At 75.3% G+C, this 17,960-nt stretch carries 19 protein-coding genes; 10 read left to right on the forward strand and 9 right to left on the reverse strand.

Features of this window, described 5'->3' with window-relative positions; translation table 11 throughout:
* Positions 1–102 precede the first annotated feature (102 nt).
* On the forward strand, positions 103–708 hold the full coding sequence (locus ACWFNE_RS15735) for a GDSL-type esterase/lipase family protein (RefSeq protein ID WP_452123355.1): 606 nt from the start codon (positions 103–105) through the stop codon (positions 706–708).
* Between the two features lie 182 nt (positions 709–890).
* On the opposite strand, the gene ACWFNE_RS15740 is transcribed toward ACWFNE_RS15735, so the two are convergent.
* Entirely contained in the window at positions 891–1,976 is a 1,086-nt protein-coding gene (locus ACWFNE_RS15740) for a type IV pilus twitching motility protein PilT (protein WP_452123356.1), read from the reverse strand.
* Between the two features lie 188 nt (positions 1,977–2,164).
* Here ACWFNE_RS15740 and ACWFNE_RS15745 point away from each other — a divergent pair, with 188 nt between their 5' ends.
* Positions 2,165–2,239: a 50S ribosomal protein bL37 gene (locus ACWFNE_RS15745; RefSeq protein WP_371861044.1), complete on the forward strand. Its 75-nt coding sequence runs from the start codon at positions 2,165–2,167 to the stop codon at positions 2,237–2,239.
* Positions 2,240–2,398: 159 nt separating this feature from the next.
* Here the strand turns inward: ACWFNE_RS15745 and rsrA are convergent, their stop codons facing one another.
* Positions 2,399–2,692 carry a mycothiol system anti-sigma-R factor gene (rsrA, locus tag ACWFNE_RS15750; protein ID WP_452123357.1) on the reverse strand — a complete coding sequence of 98 codons (294 nt, stop codon included), beginning with the start codon at positions 2,690–2,692 and terminating at the stop codon, positions 2,399–2,401.
* Entirely contained in the window at positions 2,689–3,492 is an 804-nt protein-coding gene (locus ACWFNE_RS15755; protein WP_452123358.1) for a sigma-70 family RNA polymerase sigma factor, read from the reverse strand. Before ACWFNE_RS15755 ends, rsrA begins: the two co-directional genes overlap by 4 nt.
* 74 nt (positions 3,493–3,566) lie before the next feature.
* Here ACWFNE_RS15755 and ACWFNE_RS15760 point away from each other — a divergent pair, with 74 nt between their 5' ends.
* The 5 genes from ACWFNE_RS15760 to hisN all read left to right on the forward strand — a co-directional run bounded on the left by ACWFNE_RS15760 (position 3,567) and on the right by hisN (position 8,171).
* Positions 3,567–4,100, forward strand: a complete 534-nt coding sequence (locus ACWFNE_RS15760; RefSeq protein ID WP_034635088.1) for a ferritin — start codon at positions 3,567–3,569, stop codon at positions 4,098–4,100.
* A 77-nt stretch (positions 4,101–4,177) separates the two neighbouring features.
* Positions 4,178–4,708, forward strand: a complete 531-nt coding sequence (locus ACWFNE_RS15765) for a DoxX family protein (RefSeq protein WP_452123359.1) — start codon at positions 4,178–4,180, stop codon at positions 4,706–4,708.
* A 154-nt stretch (positions 4,709–4,862) separates the two neighbouring features.
* Positions 4,863–6,179, forward strand: coding sequence for a 3-phosphoshikimate 1-carboxyvinyltransferase (gene aroA / locus ACWFNE_RS15770; RefSeq protein ID WP_452123360.1), 1,317 nt, complete (start codon positions 4,863–4,865; stop codon positions 6,177–6,179).
* Positions 6,180–6,216: 37 nt separating this feature from the next.
* Positions 6,217–7,323, forward strand: a complete 1,107-nt coding sequence (rsgA, locus tag ACWFNE_RS15775) for a ribosome small subunit-dependent GTPase A (protein WP_452123361.1) — start codon at positions 6,217–6,219, stop codon at positions 7,321–7,323.
* A gap of 47 nt (positions 7,324–7,370) precedes the next feature.
* Positions 7,371–8,171 carry a histidinol-phosphatase gene (gene hisN / locus ACWFNE_RS15780; RefSeq protein WP_412869809.1) on the forward strand — a complete coding sequence of 267 codons (801 nt, stop codon included), beginning with the start codon at positions 7,371–7,373 and terminating at the stop codon, positions 8,169–8,171.
* A gap of 144 nt (positions 8,172–8,315) precedes the next feature.
* Here the strand turns inward: hisN and ACWFNE_RS15785 are convergent, their stop codons facing one another.
* From ACWFNE_RS15785 to ACWFNE_RS15795, 3 genes are read right to left on the reverse strand one after another with little or no spacing between them, the layout of a single operon-like run.
* Entirely contained in the window at positions 8,316–8,786 is a 471-nt protein-coding gene (locus ACWFNE_RS15785) for a DUF6912 family protein (protein WP_452123362.1), read from the reverse strand.
* A gap of 17 nt (positions 8,787–8,803) precedes the next feature.
* On the reverse strand, positions 8,804–10,153 hold the full coding sequence (locus tag ACWFNE_RS15790; RefSeq protein ID WP_452123363.1) for an AAA family ATPase: 1,350 nt from the start codon (positions 10,151–10,153) through the stop codon (positions 8,804–8,806).
* Positions 10,154–10,155: 2 nt separating this feature from the next.
* The gene (locus ACWFNE_RS15795) at positions 10,156–10,821 is read right to left on the reverse strand and encodes a hypothetical protein (protein ID WP_452123364.1); all 666 of its coding nucleotides are present in this window, start codon (positions 10,819–10,821) and stop codon (positions 10,156–10,158) included.
* Between the two features lie 121 nt (positions 10,822–10,942).
* Between ACWFNE_RS15795 and ACWFNE_RS15800 the strand changes: the two genes are divergently transcribed.
* On the forward strand, positions 10,943–11,173 hold the full coding sequence (locus ACWFNE_RS15800; RefSeq protein WP_452123365.1) for a helix-turn-helix domain-containing protein: 231 nt from the start codon (positions 10,943–10,945) through the stop codon (positions 11,171–11,173).
* Positions 11,174–11,188: 15 nt separating this feature from the next.
* On the opposite strand, the gene ACWFNE_RS15805 is transcribed toward ACWFNE_RS15800, so the two are convergent.
* Positions 11,189–11,707 (reverse strand): hypothetical protein, encoded by a 519-nt coding sequence (locus tag ACWFNE_RS15805; RefSeq protein ID WP_452123366.1) that lies wholly within the window; start codon positions 11,705–11,707, stop codon positions 11,189–11,191.
* 201 nt (positions 11,708–11,908) lie between these two features.
* Between ACWFNE_RS15805 and ACWFNE_RS15810 the strand changes: the two genes are divergently transcribed.
* Complete coding sequence (locus ACWFNE_RS15810) at positions 11,909–13,003, forward strand: LysM peptidoglycan-binding domain-containing protein (protein ID WP_452123367.1); 1,095 nt, start codon at positions 11,909–11,911, stop codon at positions 13,001–13,003.
* Positions 13,004–13,155: 152 nt separating this feature from the next.
* The gene (locus ACWFNE_RS15815; RefSeq protein ID WP_452123368.1) at positions 13,156–13,965 is read left to right on the forward strand and encodes an Rv3235 family protein; all 810 of its coding nucleotides are present in this window, start codon (positions 13,156–13,158) and stop codon (positions 13,963–13,965) included.
* A 119-nt stretch (positions 13,966–14,084) separates the two neighbouring features.
* Here the strand turns inward: ACWFNE_RS15815 and secA are convergent, their stop codons facing one another.
* Both secA and ACWFNE_RS15825 read right to left on the reverse strand, forming a co-directional pair.
* The gene (gene secA / locus ACWFNE_RS15820; protein WP_452123369.1) at positions 14,085–16,883 is read right to left on the reverse strand and encodes a preprotein translocase subunit SecA; all 2,799 of its coding nucleotides are present in this window, start codon (positions 16,881–16,883) and stop codon (positions 14,085–14,087) included.
* Between the two features lie 95 nt (positions 16,884–16,978).
* Positions 16,979–17,923: a DMT family transporter gene (locus ACWFNE_RS15825; RefSeq protein WP_452123370.1), complete on the reverse strand. Its 945-nt coding sequence runs from the start codon at positions 17,921–17,923 to the stop codon at positions 16,979–16,981.
* Positions 17,924–17,960: the final 37 nt, after the last annotated feature.

The raw sequence follows: 17,960 nt of genomic DNA on the forward strand, positions 1-17,960 counted from the left end.
CCGCTCGCACACGCGTACGGCCTGAGACACTGTGGGCCGGACTGTGCCGGGGAACGGGGGGACCACTCCCGAGCCCACGGACGCGCGAGACGGGTGGGAGTGATGACTGTGGGCGAGCTGCCGGTGCGCCTGGCGGTGATCGGCGACGAGCTCGCCGCGGGCGTCGGCGACCCCAAGGGCCTCGGCTGGGTCGGTCGCGTCGCCGGGCGCACGCGCACCACCGCACCGCTCGGCGTCTTCACGCTCGCGGTGCCGGGCGAGACCACCACGGCGCTCGGCGCCCGGTGGGAGGAGGAGGTCGCCCGCCGGTTCAGCCCCGACGCCGACAACCGCCTCGTGATCGCGCTCGGCCGGGCGGACGCCGGCGCCGGGCTCTCGCTGGCGCGCAGCCGGCTCAACCTCGCGAACATCCTCGACGTCGCGGAGCAGCGCCGCGTCCCCGCGTTCGTGGTCGGCCCGCCGCCCGGGCGAGCCGTCGACGGCGACGCGCTGGCGGACCTGTCCGCGGCGTACGGCGACGTTGCGATGCGCCGGCGCGTGCCGTACGTCGACACGTACGAGCCGCTCGCGGCACACGAGCAGTGGCTCGGGGACCTCGCGGCCGGTGACGGTCTGCTGCCCGGGCAGGCCGGCTACGGGCTCATGGCGTGGCTCGTGCTGCACACCGGCTGGCACACCTGGCTGGGCCTCCCGGACGACCCCGCCTGACCCGCGTCAGCCGGGCCGAGCCGCCGCGACGCGACGGCAGACCCGCGGCCGGGGCACCGACCTGCCGTCCGCGGGCCCCGAGCCGCGCCCGCTCATCCGTGACCGCGGAGGCGGACGCGGACCGCGGACGCGGACGCGGACCGCGGACGCGGACGCGGACCGCGGACGCGGACCTCCGACCGCTAGGAGACCAGGCCCGCCGCGCGCAGCTCGACCGTGAGGTCCTGCGGGTTCGACGCGACCGAGCACGCCTCCTCGTAGGTCACGACGTCGTCGCGGATGAGCTCGAACAGGTGCTGGTCGAACGTCTGCATCTTGTAGTACTCGCCCTCGCGGATGAGGTCGAGCAGCGGCGGCGCGTTCTGCGGGTCGACGATCGCGTCGGCGGTCCGGCCCGTGTTCACCATGACCTCGATCGCGGCGCACCGTCCCGTGCCGTTGGCGCGGCGGACGAGCCGCTGCGAGACGATCCCGCGCAGCGCCTGCGCGAGCGCGACGCGCACCTGCTTCTGCTCGTGCGGCGGGAAGAAGTCGACGATGCGGTTGATCGTCTCCCCCGCGTCGATCGTGTGCAGCGTCGAGAGGACGAGGTGCCCGGTCTCCGCGGCCGACAGCGCGGCGCGCACCGTCTCGACGTCGCGCATCTCGCCCACGAGGATCACGTCGGGGTCCTGACGCATCGCGGCCCGCAGCGCCGCGGTGAAGTCCGCGGTGTCCTGGCCGACCTCGCGCTGGGAGATGATCGCCTTCTTGTCCTGGTGCAGGATCTCGATCGGGTCCTCGATCGTCACGATGTTGACCTCGCGGTACACGTTGATGAGGTCGACCATCGACGCGAGCGTCGTCGTCTTGCCGGAGCCCGTCGGACCCGTCACGAGCACGAGCCCGCGCGGCTCGAGCGCGAGCTCGCCCACGACCTCCGGGAGCCCGAGCTCGCCGAGCGACTGCGCACCGACGGCGACCCGGCGGAAGACCATGCCGAAGGTGCCGCGCGCCTGGTACGCGTTGACGCGGAACCGCCCGACACCCGGCACGGAGTACGCGAAGTCCGCCTCGTGGGTGTGACGGAACGACTCCACGAGCTCCTCGGGGACGACCTCCGCGACCATGTGCTCGGTGTCGCGCGGCTTCAGGTCCGGGACCTGCAGCTTGCGCAGGCGCCCGTCGACCCGGACGCGCGGTGCGGACCCGACCTTGACGTGCAGGTCGGACCCTCCGGTGCTCGCGAGGGCGTGCAGGAACGGGATGATGGAGAGGGGCTCGCTCACCTCCGTCCTATCGGGACCGCGGGGCGCGCACTTGAACGATCCGGCGGGCGGTTTCCCGGCACGGACGCGGGGACGCGGGGTGCGTCGCCGCAGGTCGCGTGGACGGCGCACCGGGGGACCCGTCCGTTGTGGGACCATGGACGCGAATCCGGCGCACAGCACGCGCGCCAGAACCCGAGGAGACACCGATGAGCAAGCGCGGACGCAAGCGCCGTGCCCGCAAGGGCAGCGCAGCGAACCACGGCAACCGTCCCAACGCCTGAGGCGTGGGCGCACTGCCGCTGACATGACGAGGGCCCGGTGCGGATGCACCGGGCCCTTCGTCATGTCCTGTCGTCGTGCCCTGCGTGGCGTGCCGCCGACGAGCCGGACACCCGCCCTCGAGAGGACGGCGCCGCCCCGCAGGTCCGGCGAGCGCTGCCTCAGCTCTCGGCCGGCTCGACCCGCACGCCCGTCAGCCGCTCATGGATGCGCAGGCGCAGGTCCGCCGGCGCCTCCTCCTGGCAGCAGCGCTTCACGAGCTTCTTGACCACGGCCTCGACGTCGTACTCGCCGAGGCACGGCTCGCACTCCTCGAGGTGCGCCCGCACGCGCTCGGCGTCCGGCGCGTCCAGCTCCGAGTCGAGGTACTCGAACAGCCGCCCGAGGGCCTCGTCGCAGTCCGTGCCGCACGCGCTCACCGCGGGTGCGCCGTGACCGGGCTCCTGCGCGCTCATCGTGTCCCCTCCGGCGTCGTCGTCCCGACCAGCCCACGCTCGCGCGCGTAGTCCTGCAGCATCTCGCGCAGCTGCGCCCGGCCGCGGTGCAGCCGCGACATCACCGTCCCGATCGGCGTGCCCATGATCTCGGCGATCTCCTTGTAGGCGAAGCCCTCGACGTCCGCGAGGTACACCGCGATGCGGAAGTCCTCGGGGATGCGCGCGAGGGCGTCCTTCACGTCGGAGTCGGGCAGGTGGTCGAGCGCCTCGGCCTCGGCGGAGCGCAGCCCGCTCGAGGTGTGCGACTCGGCGCGCGCGATCTGCCAGTCCTCGATCTCCTCGGCCGCGGACTGCTGCGGCTCGCGCTGCTTCTTGCGATAGGTGTTGATGAAGGTGTTCGTGAGGATCCGGTACAGCCAGGCCTTGAGGTTCGTGCCCGGGCGGTACTGGTGGAACGCCGCGAACGCCTTCGCGAAGGTCTCCTGCACCAGGTCCTCGGCGTCGGCGGGGTTGCGCGTCATGCGCAGCGCAGCACCGTAGAGCTGGTCGAGGTACACGAGAGCCTCCGCCTCGAACCTCTCGGTGCGGGCGGTGTCGTCCTCGGCCTCAGGGGCGCGGTTCGTGTCCTCGGTCATCGACGCCGAGCCTAGTGCCGCCGGGACGGGCAGACCCGCCAGGGGGGCCGCAGCGTCCAGCGCGACCCGCACGGTGCGGGCGGTGCGGGTGCGCGGCGCCTCCCCCGTGGGGCTGCCGACGACGCCGGCCGGCTGTGGGCTCGTGTCGAGCACGACGCTCGGGCTCTCGGTGGCGCAGCTCATGACTGTCGTCAACGCGAGCAGGGGCGGGTCGATTCCCGGGCGCGGACCCGCAGGTCGAGGACTAGCGTGGCGGCATGACGGACTCCAGGTTCCTCCAGCTGCTCCGCGCACAGATCGGCCACGAGTTCGACGCGCACCAGCAGTACGTCGCCATCGCCGTGTGGTTCGACGGGCAGGACCTGCCTCAGCTCGCGCGGCACTACTACCGCCAGGCGGTCGAGGAGCGGAACCACGCGCTCATGATCGTGCAGTACCTGCTCGACCGGGACCTCGACGTCGCGATCCCGGCGGGCAGCCCCGTGCGCAACGACTTCACGACGGTCATCGACCCGATCGCCCTCGCGCTCGCGCAGGAGACGCAGGTGACCGAGCAGATCGAGGCCATCTTCCGGGCGGCCCGCGAGGAGGGCGACGCGCTCGGCGAGCAGTTCCTCCTGTGGTTCCTCAAGGAGCAGGTCGAGGAGGTCGCCTCCGCGCGCACCCTCCTCACCGTCGCCACCCGCGCGCGGGACAACCTCTTCGACCTCGAGAACTACGTGGCCCGCGAGCAGATCGGGGACGGCGGCGAGTCGTCGGACGCCCCCGCAGCTGCGGGCGGTGCGCTGTGACCCGCCCGCCCCAGGCCCACGCCGCCTGACCGCCCGACCCCGTCCCGACCCGAGTCCGCCGACCCAGGAGGTCCCTGATGCTGCTCCGCCGGTTCGCCCGCCCGCTCTTCGCGTCGTCGTTCGTCCAGCAGGGGGTCGACGCGGTGCGCCACCCGGCCGCGCACGTCGAGATCGCGCGGGAGGCGCTCGCGCGCGTGACCGCGACCGTCCCCCGCGGCAAGGTCGCCGCGCTGGACCGGTACCGCGAGCCGACCCCGGGACAGCTCACGACGCTCGTGCGCGTGCACGGTGCCGCGACGGCGGTCGCGGGTCTCACGTTCGCGCTCGGCCGCGCACCCCGCACGTCGGCGCTCCTGCTCGCAGCCCTGACCGCTCCCCTCGCCGTGGCCGACCTGCCCGCGAAGAAGGGCACCGGCGCCGGTGGCCCCGACGCCGGCCGCGAGCGCCGCGCGCACCTCCTGCGCACGCTGTCCGCGACCGGCGGCGCGCTCCTCGCCGCGGCGGACTACGCCGGGCGCCCCGGCGTGACGTGGCGCCTCGCCCGGTTCCGCGACGACCACGCCCACGTGCCCGCGACGATCGCGTCGAAGGTTCCCGGGCGGGACTGAGCCGGCCGCGGCTGCAGCTCGGGCCGCTCGCGCGGGCGGGCACCCGGATACCCTGACCTGCGGGTCGAGCAGCGGCGGCGACCCGGCGGCTCGCGGAGCGCCCGCGCCGTGAGCGGGCGAGACCCCGCCGCGGGCCTGCCGATAGCCTGGCGACATGACGACCGACGCGCTGACCGACCGGCCCGCCGAGCACGACGCCGACCTGTGGTCCGCGCCGCAGGCACCCGGGCCGCTCGACGCGACCGTCGAGGTGCCCGGGTCGAAGTCGCTGATGAACCGCTACCTCGTGCTCGCAGCCCTCGCCGACTCCCCGAGCCGGCTGCGTGGCGCACTGCGCTCGCGCGACACGCTCTTGATGGCTGCGGCGCTGCGCTCGCTGGGTGTGGGCGTCGAGGACGCGCCAGGGGCGCCGTCGGACTGGGTCGTGACCCCGGGTGCCCTGCGGGGCGGCACCGACGTCGACTGCGGCCTCGCGGGCACGGTCATGCGCTTCCTGCCCGCGGTCGCGGCGCTCGCCGACGGCCCGGTGCGCTTCGACGGCGACCCGCACGCGCGCGTCCGTCCCATGGGTCCCGTGCTCCGGGCGCTGCGCGCGCTCGAGGTCCCCGTCGACGAGCACGGCGAGCCGGGCCACCTGCCGTTCACGGTAACGGGCCGCGGACGTGTGCGCGGCGGGCACGTCGACGTCGACGCCTCCGGGTCGAGCCAGTTCGTGTCCGGGCTGCTGCTCGCCGCCGCGCGGTTCGAGCAGGGCCTGACGCTGCGGCACACCGGCCCGACGCTGCCGAGCCTGCCCCACATCGAGATGACCGTCGACGTGCTGCGGGCGGCCGGGGTCACGATCGACGACTCGCGCCCGACCATCTGGCGCGTCGAGCCCGGCACGATCGCGGGCCGTGACGTCCGCGTCGAGCCGGACCTGTCGAACGCCGCGCCGTTCCTGTGCGCCGCGATGATCGCCGGCGGGACGGTGCGCGTGCCCGGCTGGCCGGCGCAGACCACGCAGCCGGGTGGGCTGCTGCCCGGGATCCTCGAGCGCATGGGCGCCACGACGCAGCTCGACGGTGACGTGCTCGCGGTCACCGGGACGGGCCGGATCCACGGGCTCGACCTCGACCTGCACGCTGCCGGCGAGCTCACACCGACCATCGCCGCGCTCGCTGCCCTGGCCGACTCCCCGACGCGCATCCGCGGCGTCGCGCACCTGCGCGGCCACGAGACGGACCGGCTCGCGGCCCTCTCGACCGAGATCACGCGCCTCGGCGGGCAGGCCGAGCAGACGTCCGACGGGCTCGTCATCACACCCCGCCCGCTCACGGGCGGGACGGTGCGCACGTACGCCGACCACCGCATGGCCACCGCGGGCGCGCTGCTCGGGCTCGCTGTTCCGGGCGTGCGGGTCGAGGACGTCGCGACGACCGCGAAGACCATCCCCGACTTCGTCGGCCTGTGGTCGGGCATGCTCGGATGAGCACCGCCGCACGAGTCCACGGACGAGGCGACTGACCGTGCCGCGTCGCCCGCTCGACGAGTCCGACGTCCGCATCCGCCCGGGACGCCGCGGCTCGCGCCCCCGCACCAAGACGCGCCCGGAGCACGCCGACTCCGAGGTCGCGCTCGTCACGGGCGTCGACCGCGGCCGGTACACCGTGCTCGCCGACGCGGGCGGACCGGACGAGCGGCCCGTGACCGCGATGAAGGCGCGCGAGCTCGGACGCGAGCGCGTGGTGCCCGGGGACCGCGTCGACCTCGTGGGCGACACGTCGGGCGCCGAGGGGACGCTCGCGCGCATCGTCCGGATCGTCGAGCGCACGACCGTCCTCCGCCGGACTGCCGACGACTCCGACCCCGTCGAGCGCGTGATCGTCGCGAACGCCGACCAGCTCGTCATCGTCACCGCCCTCGCCGACCCCGAGCCACGCACGCGCATGATCGACCGCTGCGTCGTCGCGGCGTACGACGCCGGCATGGACGCGCTCCTCGCCCTCACCAAGGCCGACCTCGCGGACCCCGCTCCCCTCGTCGCCCTGTACGAGCCGATCGGGGTGCGCGTCGTCGTCACGAGCCGCGGCCCGGACGGCATCGTCGGGCTCGAGCAGGTACACAGCGCGCTCGCGGGTCGCACGTCCGTGCTCGTCGGGCACTCCGGGGTCGGGAAGTCGACACTCGTGAACGCGCTCGTGCCGGGCGCCTACCGCGCGACGGGCGTGGTCAACGACGTCACGGGCCGCGGCCGGCACACGTCGTCGTCGGCGATCGCCCTGCGCGTCCGGGTCCCGGAGCTCGAGGGCGACGCACCGACGTGGGTCATCGACACGCCCGGGGTCCGGTCCTTCGGCCTCGCGCACGTCGACCCGTCGCGCCTGCTCACCGCGTTCGCCGACCTCGCGGCCGTCGGCGAGGAGTGCCCGCGGGGGTGCACGCACACCGCGGACGCCCCCGACTGCGCGCTCGACGAGTGGGTCGCCGACGCCCCCGACGCCGAGGTCCGCGCCGCACGCGCCGCCCGGGTCGAGTCGTTCCGCCGGCTGCTCGCGAGCCGCACCGGCGCGGCCGATCCCGAGGCTCCCCCGGTGTCCGCAGCCCCCGACACGCCCACCACGCCGGACGCCTGACCGGGCGCTCCCCCCGGTGCGGGGCAGGCGCCGCTAGGTTGTCCGGCATGAGCCTGCGCCCCGGGTACGCCGACGACCTGCGCCTCGCCCACGTGATCGCCGACCAGGTCGACTCCGTGACGATGGCGCGCTACAAGGCGCAGGACCTGCACGTGGAGACCAAGCCCGACCTGACCCCGGTCACCGATGCCGACCGCACCGCCGAGGAGATCGTCCGCGGCCAGCTCAGCCGTGCCCGCTCGCGTGACGCCGTGCACGGCGAGGAGATGGGCGACACGGGCCACGGCCCGCGCCGCTGGGTCATCGACCCGATCGACGGCACCAAGAACTTCGTCCGCGGCGTCCCCGTGTGGGCCACGCTCATCGCGCTCATCGACGGCGACGAGGTCGTCCTCGGGGTCGTCAGCGCCCCCGCGCTCGGCAAGCGCTGGTGGGCCGCGCAGGGCTCGGGTGCGTGGACCGGCAAGTCGCTGGCCGCCGCGACGCGGTTGCAGGTCTCCCAGGTCGGCCGGCTCCAGGACGCCTCGTTCTCCTACTCGAGCCTGTCCGGGTGGGAGGAGCGCGGCCGCCTCGAGCACTTCCTCACGCTGACCCGCCGGGTGTGGCGCACGCGCGCGTACGGCGACTTCTGGTCGCACGTGCTCGTCGCCGAGGGTGCCGTCGACCTGTCCGCCGAGCCCGAGCTCGCCCTGCACGACATGGCCGCGCTCGTGCCGATCGTCACCGAGGCCGGCGGGCGGTTCACGTCCGTGACCGGCGTGCCCGGGCCGTTCGGCGGGTCGGCGCTCGTGTCGAACGGGAAGCTGCACGACGCGGCGCTGCAGATCCTCGACCCGATCGACGGCTGAGGGCCGACCGGGCACCTCCGCCTCACGGACGTGGCAGGCGGGCCGGTACGCCGCACCCGACGGCGTGCGGCTCGCGGCCCACGTGGTCAGGGGGGCGTGCAGCGGGCGACTCGCCTTCGGGCGCGCGGACTCGTCCGCACCTGCTCAGCGCGGGATCGCGCCGAGCTCGCTCGCGTCGTACCAGAGCAGGTCGCGCTCCGAGAGCCGCTCGACGGCGGACTCGTCCCCGGTGAGGGCCGCACGCACGTCCGCCGCGGCCTCGGGCTCGTCCACGTGCCCGCACGCCACGTCGCGCAGCAGGACGTCGACCGTGACGTCGACGGCGCTCGGGGCGTCGTCCTCGCCGGTCGCGAGCACCACCGCGTCGTCGGGCACGTCGGCCGAGAGCACGAGCCGCAGCTCGGGGACGCCCGGGTGCGCGGCGACCCGCAGCAGGGCGTCGTCGGCCGCCGCGAGCTGGGCGGCGTACTCGAGCCCCTCGTCGTCCTCGTCCGGGAGCGCCGCGCGCAGCGCGTCCGTCACCGCGTGCGCGCGCCGGGCGCCGAACGTCGTGCCGCCCGCGGGGTCCGGGGAGGTGCCGAGCTCGTCGAGGGTCGCGGGGAGGTAGATGCGCACGGGACCAGTGTGCCGGGTCAGGGGCCGTCCGCCCGCGACGCGCGCGCACCGGCGGGGACGAGGGCGGCGGCGCGCTCCCGCTCCGCCGGTCCGTCGGCAGGCGACCCGCCCTCGACGAGCTGCGCGGCGAGCGCAGCGATCGCCCGCCGTGCCGGTGAACCGGGCACGAGCTCGTGCAGCAGCCGCGCCTCGAGCAGCGCGGCGTCGGTGCCCTGGCGGTCGTCCGCGACGAGCACGGCGCCCTGGACGCCGGCGTACCGCTCAAGCGCCGACGCGATCGCCTCCTCGGGCCGCGGCCCCGCGACCGACGCGCGCACCTTGTTCACCACGACCGTCCGCCGGCCGGTGAGGCCGAGCTCCGCGAGCTCGCCGAGCGACCGCACGAGCCGCTGCACGCCGATCGGGTCCCCCGCCCCCACCACGACCACCTCGTCGGCCTCCTGGAGCGCCGAGAGCGTCGCGGCGTTGCGGTGCGGCGCGTGGGTGTCGTAGCTGAGGACCTCGTCCTGCTCGATGCTGAAGCCGCAGTCCACCACCGTCCATGCCGACAGCGCCCGGGCGACGGTCCACACCACCTCGAGCGACGCCGTGGGCAGCTCGGGCCACCGGTCGGCGCGCGAGACGCCCGACAGGACGCGCAGCCCGGGGGCGAGCAGCGGCGTCAGCCGGGCGAGGTGCTCGACGTCGAGCGCGCCCTGGCCGGCGGCGCGCGCCGCGGCGGCGATGCCCGGGGCCTCGTCGAGCAGGCCGACCGCCTGCGCGACGGTCCCGCCGTACGTGTCGGCGTCGACGAGCAGTGCGGCGCGACCGAGCAGCGCGATCTCGGCCGCGAGGTTGATCGCGAGGGTCGTGCGCCCGGGCGCACCGGTCGGGCCCCAGACGGCGACGAGCCGGCTCGGCTCGGGCCGCGTGACGTCGCCGCCCGGCAGGACGTACTCCGGCCCCGGCGTCGGCGGCGCCGCCGGCGTGTGCTCGAAGGCGTCGGGACCTCCGGACGGCCCGCGCTCGAGCAGCGCGACGACGCTGCGGACGAACGCCGTCGCGTCCGTGCCCTCCTCCGGTGCGTCGACCACGAGGTCGACGCCGAGCGCGATCGCGCGCTCCCCCTGCCACGGCAGCGCCGGGTCGCCGAGCCCGACGACCCGGACGCCGCAGCGGTGCAGCGCCGCCACGGCCTCCCGGTCGAGCATCGGCAGGTCGGTCGAGACGAGCGCGACCCGACCCAGCCCCGCCTCGGCTGCGGCGAGCAGCTCCGTGAGGTCGGCGCACCGACGCGTCACGCTGAGCCGCCCGGCCGTGCCGTCGACCGCCTGCACGATGCCCGCCTCGGACGCACCGCGGATGGCGCACAGCACCCCGACCGCCACGCTCAGCCTCCCGTCCCGGGCACGTGGACGACGTGCACCGAGCCCTCGCCGCCCACGGCCGCGAGCACCTCGGGCAGCAGGTCGCCGGGGACGAGCACGTGCACCACGGTCGTCCCGCCGGTGACGAACGCGCCCTCCGGCCGGCTGACCTGCGCGACCGTCAGCGCGCTCGCGAGCTCGCGAGGCTCGGCGACCCCAGCGCCGGCCTCGGGGCCGCGGGCGGGCACCTCCCACAGGTCCACCTGGGCCCCGGCGACCACGTCCTCGGACGGCGCCTCGTCGACCGTGACGGGGACGGGCCGGACGTCGAGCGCGGCCGCGTCCCCGAGCGCCCCGCGTGGCACGAGCTCGCCCGGTGCGACGACCCGGAGCGCCACGCTGCCCTCCGGGACGCCGTCCGCGACGGTGACGTAGCGCTCGAGCTCACCGGCGGGGAGGCGGACCTGCGCGACGGCGAGCTCGCCGGCGCCGACGCCCGAACCAGGGGTGAGCGCGTCGCGCGCGACGTAGACACCGGTCGTACGCTGCGCCTCCTGCACGACCCACGAGCCCAGCGCGACCGAGCCGGCGATCATCGCCAGACCGACCAGGAGGCGCGGGTCGCGCCAGCCGGGTCGACGCAGCCGCGTCGCGAGAGGTGCTGGCAGGTCAAGCACGGACGTGCTCATTCGACTCCCTGATGCTGCGCCGGACCGGGTGGAGGTGCCCATCATGCCGACGTTCCGGACATCTCGTGCACACCCTTGTGGACGACGCGGGGGCCGTGCGACGGCGTGCCACACTGCGGTCATGGCTCCCAGGTTCCTCACGCTGGCCGACGTGACCGAGGTGCTCAACATCTCGGCGGCGCAGGCCTACGCGCTGGTGCGCTCGGGCGAGCTGCCGGCGATCCAGATCGGCGGCCGGCTCCAGTGGCGCGTCGAGGCGAGCGAGCTCGAGCGGTACATCGAGCGGATGTACGCCCAGACGCGTGCGCGCATCGAGACGGAGCACGACATCGACGAGGGCGCCCAGCGCTGACCCCGCCGGAAGGCGTCAGCCCGTCCGCACCGCGCGCACGGCCCGGAACGGCACGGCCCAGACCGCGCCCGGGTGCGGGCTGGGCACAGTCAGGTCCAGGTGGTCCGCGCCGACCCGGTCGACCCGGCCGGTGAGCTCCTCGTCGTCGAGCACGACGCGCACCGTGGCGCGGTCCCGGGCGATCGCCCGGAGGGCGTGACCGAGCGAGAGCCGGCGCTCGACCGCTCCCGGCGCGGGCGCTGCGTGGACCGGGAGGCCGTGGACCGCGGTGACACCAGCGACGGGGACGAGCCAGCGGGCGGGGCCGTCGCCCAGCAGGACCCACTGCTCGGCCACGTCGAGCACCGTGCCCGCGACGCGAGCACCCCCGGACCGGACGGTCAGCGCGTGACCGTGGGCGGCCCTGAGCCGCGAGGCGAGCTCGACCGTGGCCCGCTCGGCGCGCGTGAGCTCGGCGACGTCGGCTGCCGCATCGGACGCTCGTGCCGCCTCGAGCTGCGCCTCCAGGTCCGCGAACAGGGCCTCCCAACGCATCCGCCCACGCTAGGCCACCCCGGCGCCGAGCGGCCGGGAACAGCCTCGCCAGACGTTCCGGGTGTGCCCGGTTGTGGACAGGCGATGGACCCGCGGCACCAGATGCAGTACACCTAACGCATCAAGCAACACCAAACTGCATCAAACAAGCACATCGCGTGCGGAGCACGGCTCCCCGCGACCACGAGCTCGGGGGCACGCATGCGCGGACACGGAACGACCACCCGGCGGGCCGGTGTGCGCCTGCTCGCCACCGCCGCGCTCCCCCTCGGGCTGGCGGCGTCGGCCTGCCTCGGGCTGGCTCTCGCCGTGCGGATGCGCGCGCTGCTCCCGGTCGACTCCTCCACCGCGACCGTCGACCGGGTCGTCGAGATCGGGGTCGTCAGCCTCGGGCTCGCCCTGCTGACCTGGCTGGTGTGGGGTCTCGCGGTCGCGACGCTGTGCGCTGCGGCACGCACGGTGGGCCTCACGTGGCGCGCCGGGGAGCGCGCGGTCGCCCGCCACGCTCCCGGCGTCGTGCGACGCGTGCTCGTCGTGGCCCTCGGTGCCGGACTCGGGATCTCGGGCGCCGTCACGGCCCACGCGACCGCGCCCGTCGACGGGCTCGACGTCGGGTGGAGCGCGACGACGAGCTCGGCACCGGTCCCCGGGCCGAGCACCGCTCCCCCGCCCGCGGTCGCCGCGCCACCCGACGCGACGCGAGCCGCCGGCGAGGACCGCGGCGCGGACGCACCGAGCACGGCCGGGACCTCGGGCGCGGCAGCGACGGCGCCCAGCACGTCGACCCCTGCCGCCGCGGACGACCCGCAGGGCGCTGAGGCCCCGCGGGCGACGGGCGGCGCCGGGGAGCGCTCCGCGGCGCCACCCGTCACGCCCCCGGCTCCCACGGCAACCACATCCGCCGGCGCCGGCACGGACCCGGGTGCCGACACCGCTCGCGCAGGAACGGGCTCCCGCGCGGAGGCCGCCGCGCGCACGGCGGGCGTCCGGACGACGCCGGCACGGGCGAGCGACACCCCTGCCCCGTCGTCCGAGACGCCGCCCACCGCCGACCCCGGCTCGAGCGGCGCCGCTGCGCCCGGGTCCGGACGCACCGTCGTGGTCGTCACCGGCGACAGCCTCTGGCGGATCGCGCAGCGCGCCCTCGGGCAGGACGCCACCGACCAGGAGGTCGCCGCGGAGTGGCCCCGCTGGTACGCCGCCAACGCGGACGTCATCGGTGCCGACCCCGATCACGTCGTGCCCGGTCAGGTGCTCCGGGTGCCGGACGCGGCTCCGACGCCGGGCGCCCGGTGAGCACCGCCCTCGCCCGGCCGGTGACCCACGACGTGCACCCCGACCACCCCGGTGCACCGGCCTCCCGGCGCACCGTGCGTCCCGAGCCGGCTCCTCGCCACGAGCAGCGGCTCGCCTTGCCCACCCGCACCGCCCAGCCGAAGGAGTCGCACATGACGACGCTCGAGCTCGACCGAGCCGGCGGACCCGTCCCGTGCGGCACCGCCGCGCCCCACACCACCGCGCCCCGCACCGCCGAGCCCCGCACCGCCGAGCCCCGCACCGCGGACGCCACCCGCGCACGGTCGGCACGACCCGCGGGTGCCCCGAACCCGAGCCACGCCGCCGACCTGCGCACGGCCCGCACCGGCCGTGCAGCGTCACCCGAGCCCGCCGGCGGAGCAGGTCCCCGCCGTCTCGGGGAGTCGTGCACGGCACAGCCCGCACCGCCCGACGGTCTCGCCCCTGCCTCCGTCGCGCCCGGGGTCCGGCTCGTCCCCACGCTCCCGCCTGCGCCGCGCCCCGCGCCGTCCACCGGCCCCGGGCACACGCGCCCGCCGACGCTCGAGCAGCGGCTCCTCGCCCGGCGCCGGGCCACCCTCGCGGCCGAGCGTGCCGCGCGCACCCCCGGGCCGCCGCGCGAGACACCGGCGATGTCCGACCCGACACCGGTTTGCTGCGCCCTCGCGCTCGCGGCGACGGAGGCGATGCGCGGGACCCGGTCGGTCGCGCAGCTCGCCCGCTGGGTCAGCCCGCAGGTGTTCGAGCAGCTCGCCGCGCGCGCCGCGCTCACCGTGCGGGTGCTCGGCCGGACCGCGGCGACCCGCCGGCCGGAGATCCTCCGCGTGCGCGTGTGCCGCCTCGGCGAGCACGTCGCGGAGGCGGCGGTCGTGGTCGACGACGGCACGCGGGTGCGGGCCGTGGCGCTGCGGCTCGAGATGTGGCGCGGTGCCTGGCGGGCCGTCGCGTTCGAGCTCGGCTGACCGGACCGTCGTCGCGGTGGCGTCACGGGCGCGTCACCCGGACACACGACGACGGGGACCGCCGGGCACTGTGCCCGGGGGTCCCCGTCGTCGTGCGCGAGCCGAGGCCGCGCGGAGGATCAGCCCTGCTTGCGCTTCGCGGCCTTGCGGCGCTCCTCGCGGTTCGTCGGGGTCGCGGCGGCACCGCCCGCCCCTTCACCCTCGCTCGCCCCGCCTGCGGCACCGGCGTCACCGTCGATCGACGGCGCCGAGTACTGCAGCGGCGCACGGCGCTCGGGCCCGTCGATGCCCTTGGCGACGAGCTTCGGGGCGGCGGGCGTCGCGCCGGGGAGCGTGCCGCCGGCGGCCGCAGCGGCCTGGGCCGCGGACTGCGCGCTGACGACCGGGGCGCCCGGTGCACCCGGTCCGGCCTCGCCGTCGGCGACCTTGACCTCGAGGTTGAAGAGGTAGCCGACGGACTCCTCCTTGATCGCGTCCGTCATCGCGTTGAAGAGCTGGAAGCCCTCACGCTGGTACTCGACGAGCGGGTCGCGCTGGGCCATCGCCCGCAGGCCGATGCCCTCCTTGAGGTAGTCCATCTCGTAGAGGTGCTCGCGCCACTTGCGGTCGAGGACCGAGAGGATCACGCGGCGCTCGAGCTGACGCACGTTGTCCGCGCCCAGCTCGGCCTCACGCTCGGCGTAGGCGTGCTCCGCGTCGGAGAGGACCTCCGCCTCGATGAGCTCGGCGCTCAGGCGCGTCGCCCCACCGGCCTGGTCGACGACCTCCTCGGACGTGATCGACACCGGGTAGACGGCCTTGAGCGCCGTCCACAGGGCGTCGAGGTCCCACTCCTCCGGGCGGCCCTCGGCGGTCGCCGCCGCGACGTACGCGCTGAGCACGTCCTTCGTGAAGTGCTGGATCTGCTCCTGGAGGTCCTCGCCCTCGAGGACGCGGCGGCGCTCGTCGTAGATCACGGTGCGCTGGCGCGAGAGGACGTCGTCGTACTTCAGGACGTTCTTGCGGATCTCGAAGTTGCGCGCCTCGACCTGCGACTGCGCGCTCTGGATGCCGCGCGTCACGATCTTCGACTCGAGCGGCAGGTCGTCGGGGAAGCCCGCGCGCGTCATCAGGGACTCGGCGAGACCCGAGTTGAACAGGCGCATGAGGTCGTCCTGGAGCGACAGGTAGAACCGGGACTCGCCCGGGTCGCCCTGACGGCCCGAGCGGCCGCGCAGCTGGTTGTCGATGCGGCGGGACTCGTGCCGCTCCGTGCCGAGCACGTACAGCCCGCCGAGCTCGACGACCTCGTCGTGCTCCGCGGCGACCGCCTCGGTCGCCTTCGAGAGCGCGCCGGGCCAGGCGGCCTCGTACTCCTCCGCGTTCTCGGCGGGGTCCAGGCCCCGGTCGGCGAGCTCCGCGACCGCCATGAACTCGGCGTTGCCGCCGAGCATGATGTCGGTGCCTCGGCCGGCCATGTTCGTCGCGACCGTCACGGCGCCCTTGCGGCCGGCCTGCGCGACGATCGACGCCTCGCGCGCGTGCTGCTTGGCGTTGAGGACCTCGTGCGGGACGCCCTGCTTCTTGAGCTTCGCGGAGAGCAGCTCGCTCTTCTCGACGCTCACCGTGCCGACGAGGACGGGCTGGCCCTTCGCGTGCCGCTCGACGATGTCGGCGACGACCGCGTCGTACTTGCCGTCCTCGTTCTTGTAGACGAGGTCGCCCTGGTCGATGCGCTGCATCGGACGGTTCGTCGGGATCGGCACGACGCCGAGCTTGTAGGTGCCGAGGAACTCGGCGGCCTCGGTCTCGGCGGTACCGGTCATGCCCGCGAGCTTGGAGTACAGGCGGAAGTAGTTCTGCAGCGTGATCGTGGCGAGCGTCTGGTTCTCCGCCTTGATGTTCACGCCCTCCTTGGCCTCGATGGCCTGGTGCATGCCCTCGTTGTAGCGGCGGCCCGGGAGGATGCGGCCCGTGTGCTCGTCGACGATCAGGACCTCGCCGTTGATGACGACGTAGTCCTTGTCGCGCTTGAAGAGCTCCTTGGCCTTGATCGCGTTGTTCAGGAACCCGATGAGCGGCGTGTTCAGCGACTCGTACAGGTTGTCGATGCCGAGGTAGTCCTCGACGCGCGCGATGCCGGGCTCGAGGACGCCGACCGTGCGCTTCTTCTCGTCGACCTCGTAGTCGCGCTCGGCCTGCAGGCGGCGGACGACCTTGGCGAACTCGGCGTACCAGCGGTTCGTGTCGCCCGACGCGGGGCCCGAGATGATGAGCGGCGTGCGCGCCTCGTCGATGAGGATCGAGTCGACCTCGTCGACGATCGCGAAGTTGTGGCCGCGCTGCACGAGCTCGTCGGAGCTCCACGCCATGTTGTCGCGCAGGTAGTCGAAGCCGAACTCGTTGTTGGTGCCGTACGTGATGTCCGCCGCGTACTGCTCGCGGCGCTGCGCGGGGGTCTGGTTCGACAGGATGACGCCGCTGGTCAGGCCCAGGAACCGGTAGACGCGGCCCATGAGCTCGGCCTGGTAGCTCGCCAGGTAGTCGTTGACCGTGACGACGTGGACGCCCTTGCCCGTCAGCGCGTTGAGGTACGCGGGGGCCGTCGCGACGAGCGTCTTGCCCTCACCGGTCTTCATCTCCGCGATGTTGCCGAGGTGCAGCGCCGCGCCGCCCATGAGCTGCACGTCGAAGTGCCGCTGCCCGAGGGTGCGCCGGGACGCCTCGCGGACGGCCGCGAAGGCCTCGGGGAGGATGTCGTCGAGCGTCTCCCCGTCGGCGAGGCGGGCCTTGAAGCGGTCCGTCTCCTCGCGCAGCTCGGCGTCCGACAGGCTCTCGAAGCTCGACTCGAGCGCGTTGACCTGCTGGGCGAGACCGGACAGCTTCTTGACGATCCGGCCTTCGCCGAAGCGCAGGACCTTCTCGAGGATCGCAGGCACGCGTGACTCCCGACGTTGACTGGCCCCGCACGCCGGCGGCATCGGGGCGAGCTCGGTCCGACCGCGCGGCCGGGCCCCGACCATCGTAGGCGAGGTCAGGGTCTCGGTCGAAGAGCCACCACGGCGGCCCCGAGCAGGGCCCCGCCGACGAGCCCCGGCCAGCCGAGCCGGTCGCCCAGGAGCAGCGCCGCGAGGACCGCGCCGGTGAGCGGCTCGAGGAGCGCGACGACCGACGCGGTGGTCGGCGGGACGGTGCGCAACCCGGTGAAGTACGCGCCGTACGCGAGTGCCGTGGGCACGAGCCCGAGGAACGCCAGGAGCAGCCACCCGGCCGGCCCCGAGCCCGCGGGCGGAACCGCGAGCCCGCCGCCGAGCGTCGCCGCGACCGGGAGCAGCAGCACGCCGCCCAGCGTGAACGACAGCGCGGTGAGCGGCAGAGGCGCGAGGCCCGGGACCGGGCGGCTGTTGAGCACGGTCATCGTCGCGAACGCCCCCGCCGAGACCAGCGCGAGGAGCGCGCCCGTGGTCGCGCCCGGCCCGGTCGGCACGCCCACGAGCAGCACGAGCCCCACGAGCGCCAGACCGAGGGCGACGAGCACGCGTGCCGCAGGGCGTCGCCGGCTCAGGGCGACGGTCGCAGCCGCGACGAGCACGGGCGACGCGCCGAGGGCCACGAGGGTCGGGACCGACACGGACGCGATGCCCACGGCGACGAAGTAGAACGCCTGGTAGACGGCCGCGAGCGTCGCCGTCACCGCGACGCGGGCCACGACGGCGCGCGAGCGACCGACGCCCGCGAGCCGGCCCGTGAGCACGAGCACGACGACGAGCGCGCCGCCCCCGACGAGCAGGCGGTACGACGCCACGGCGAGCATCGGCAGGTCCGTCTCGCGTGCGAGCACCGTCCCCGCGACGCCGCCGGTGCCCCACAGCAGGGCGCCGAGCACCACCAGCGAGAACCCGTCGAGCACCCGGCGCCGGCCGCCGGTCGTGGCGCCCTCCGCTGCCCGGACGCCGGGCGGCACGGCCGGCCGCGGCACGTCGCGGGGAGCCCCGGCCGCGCGACCCCCCGGCGTC

Source organism: Cellulomonas sp. NPDC055163, assembly GCF_053607065.1.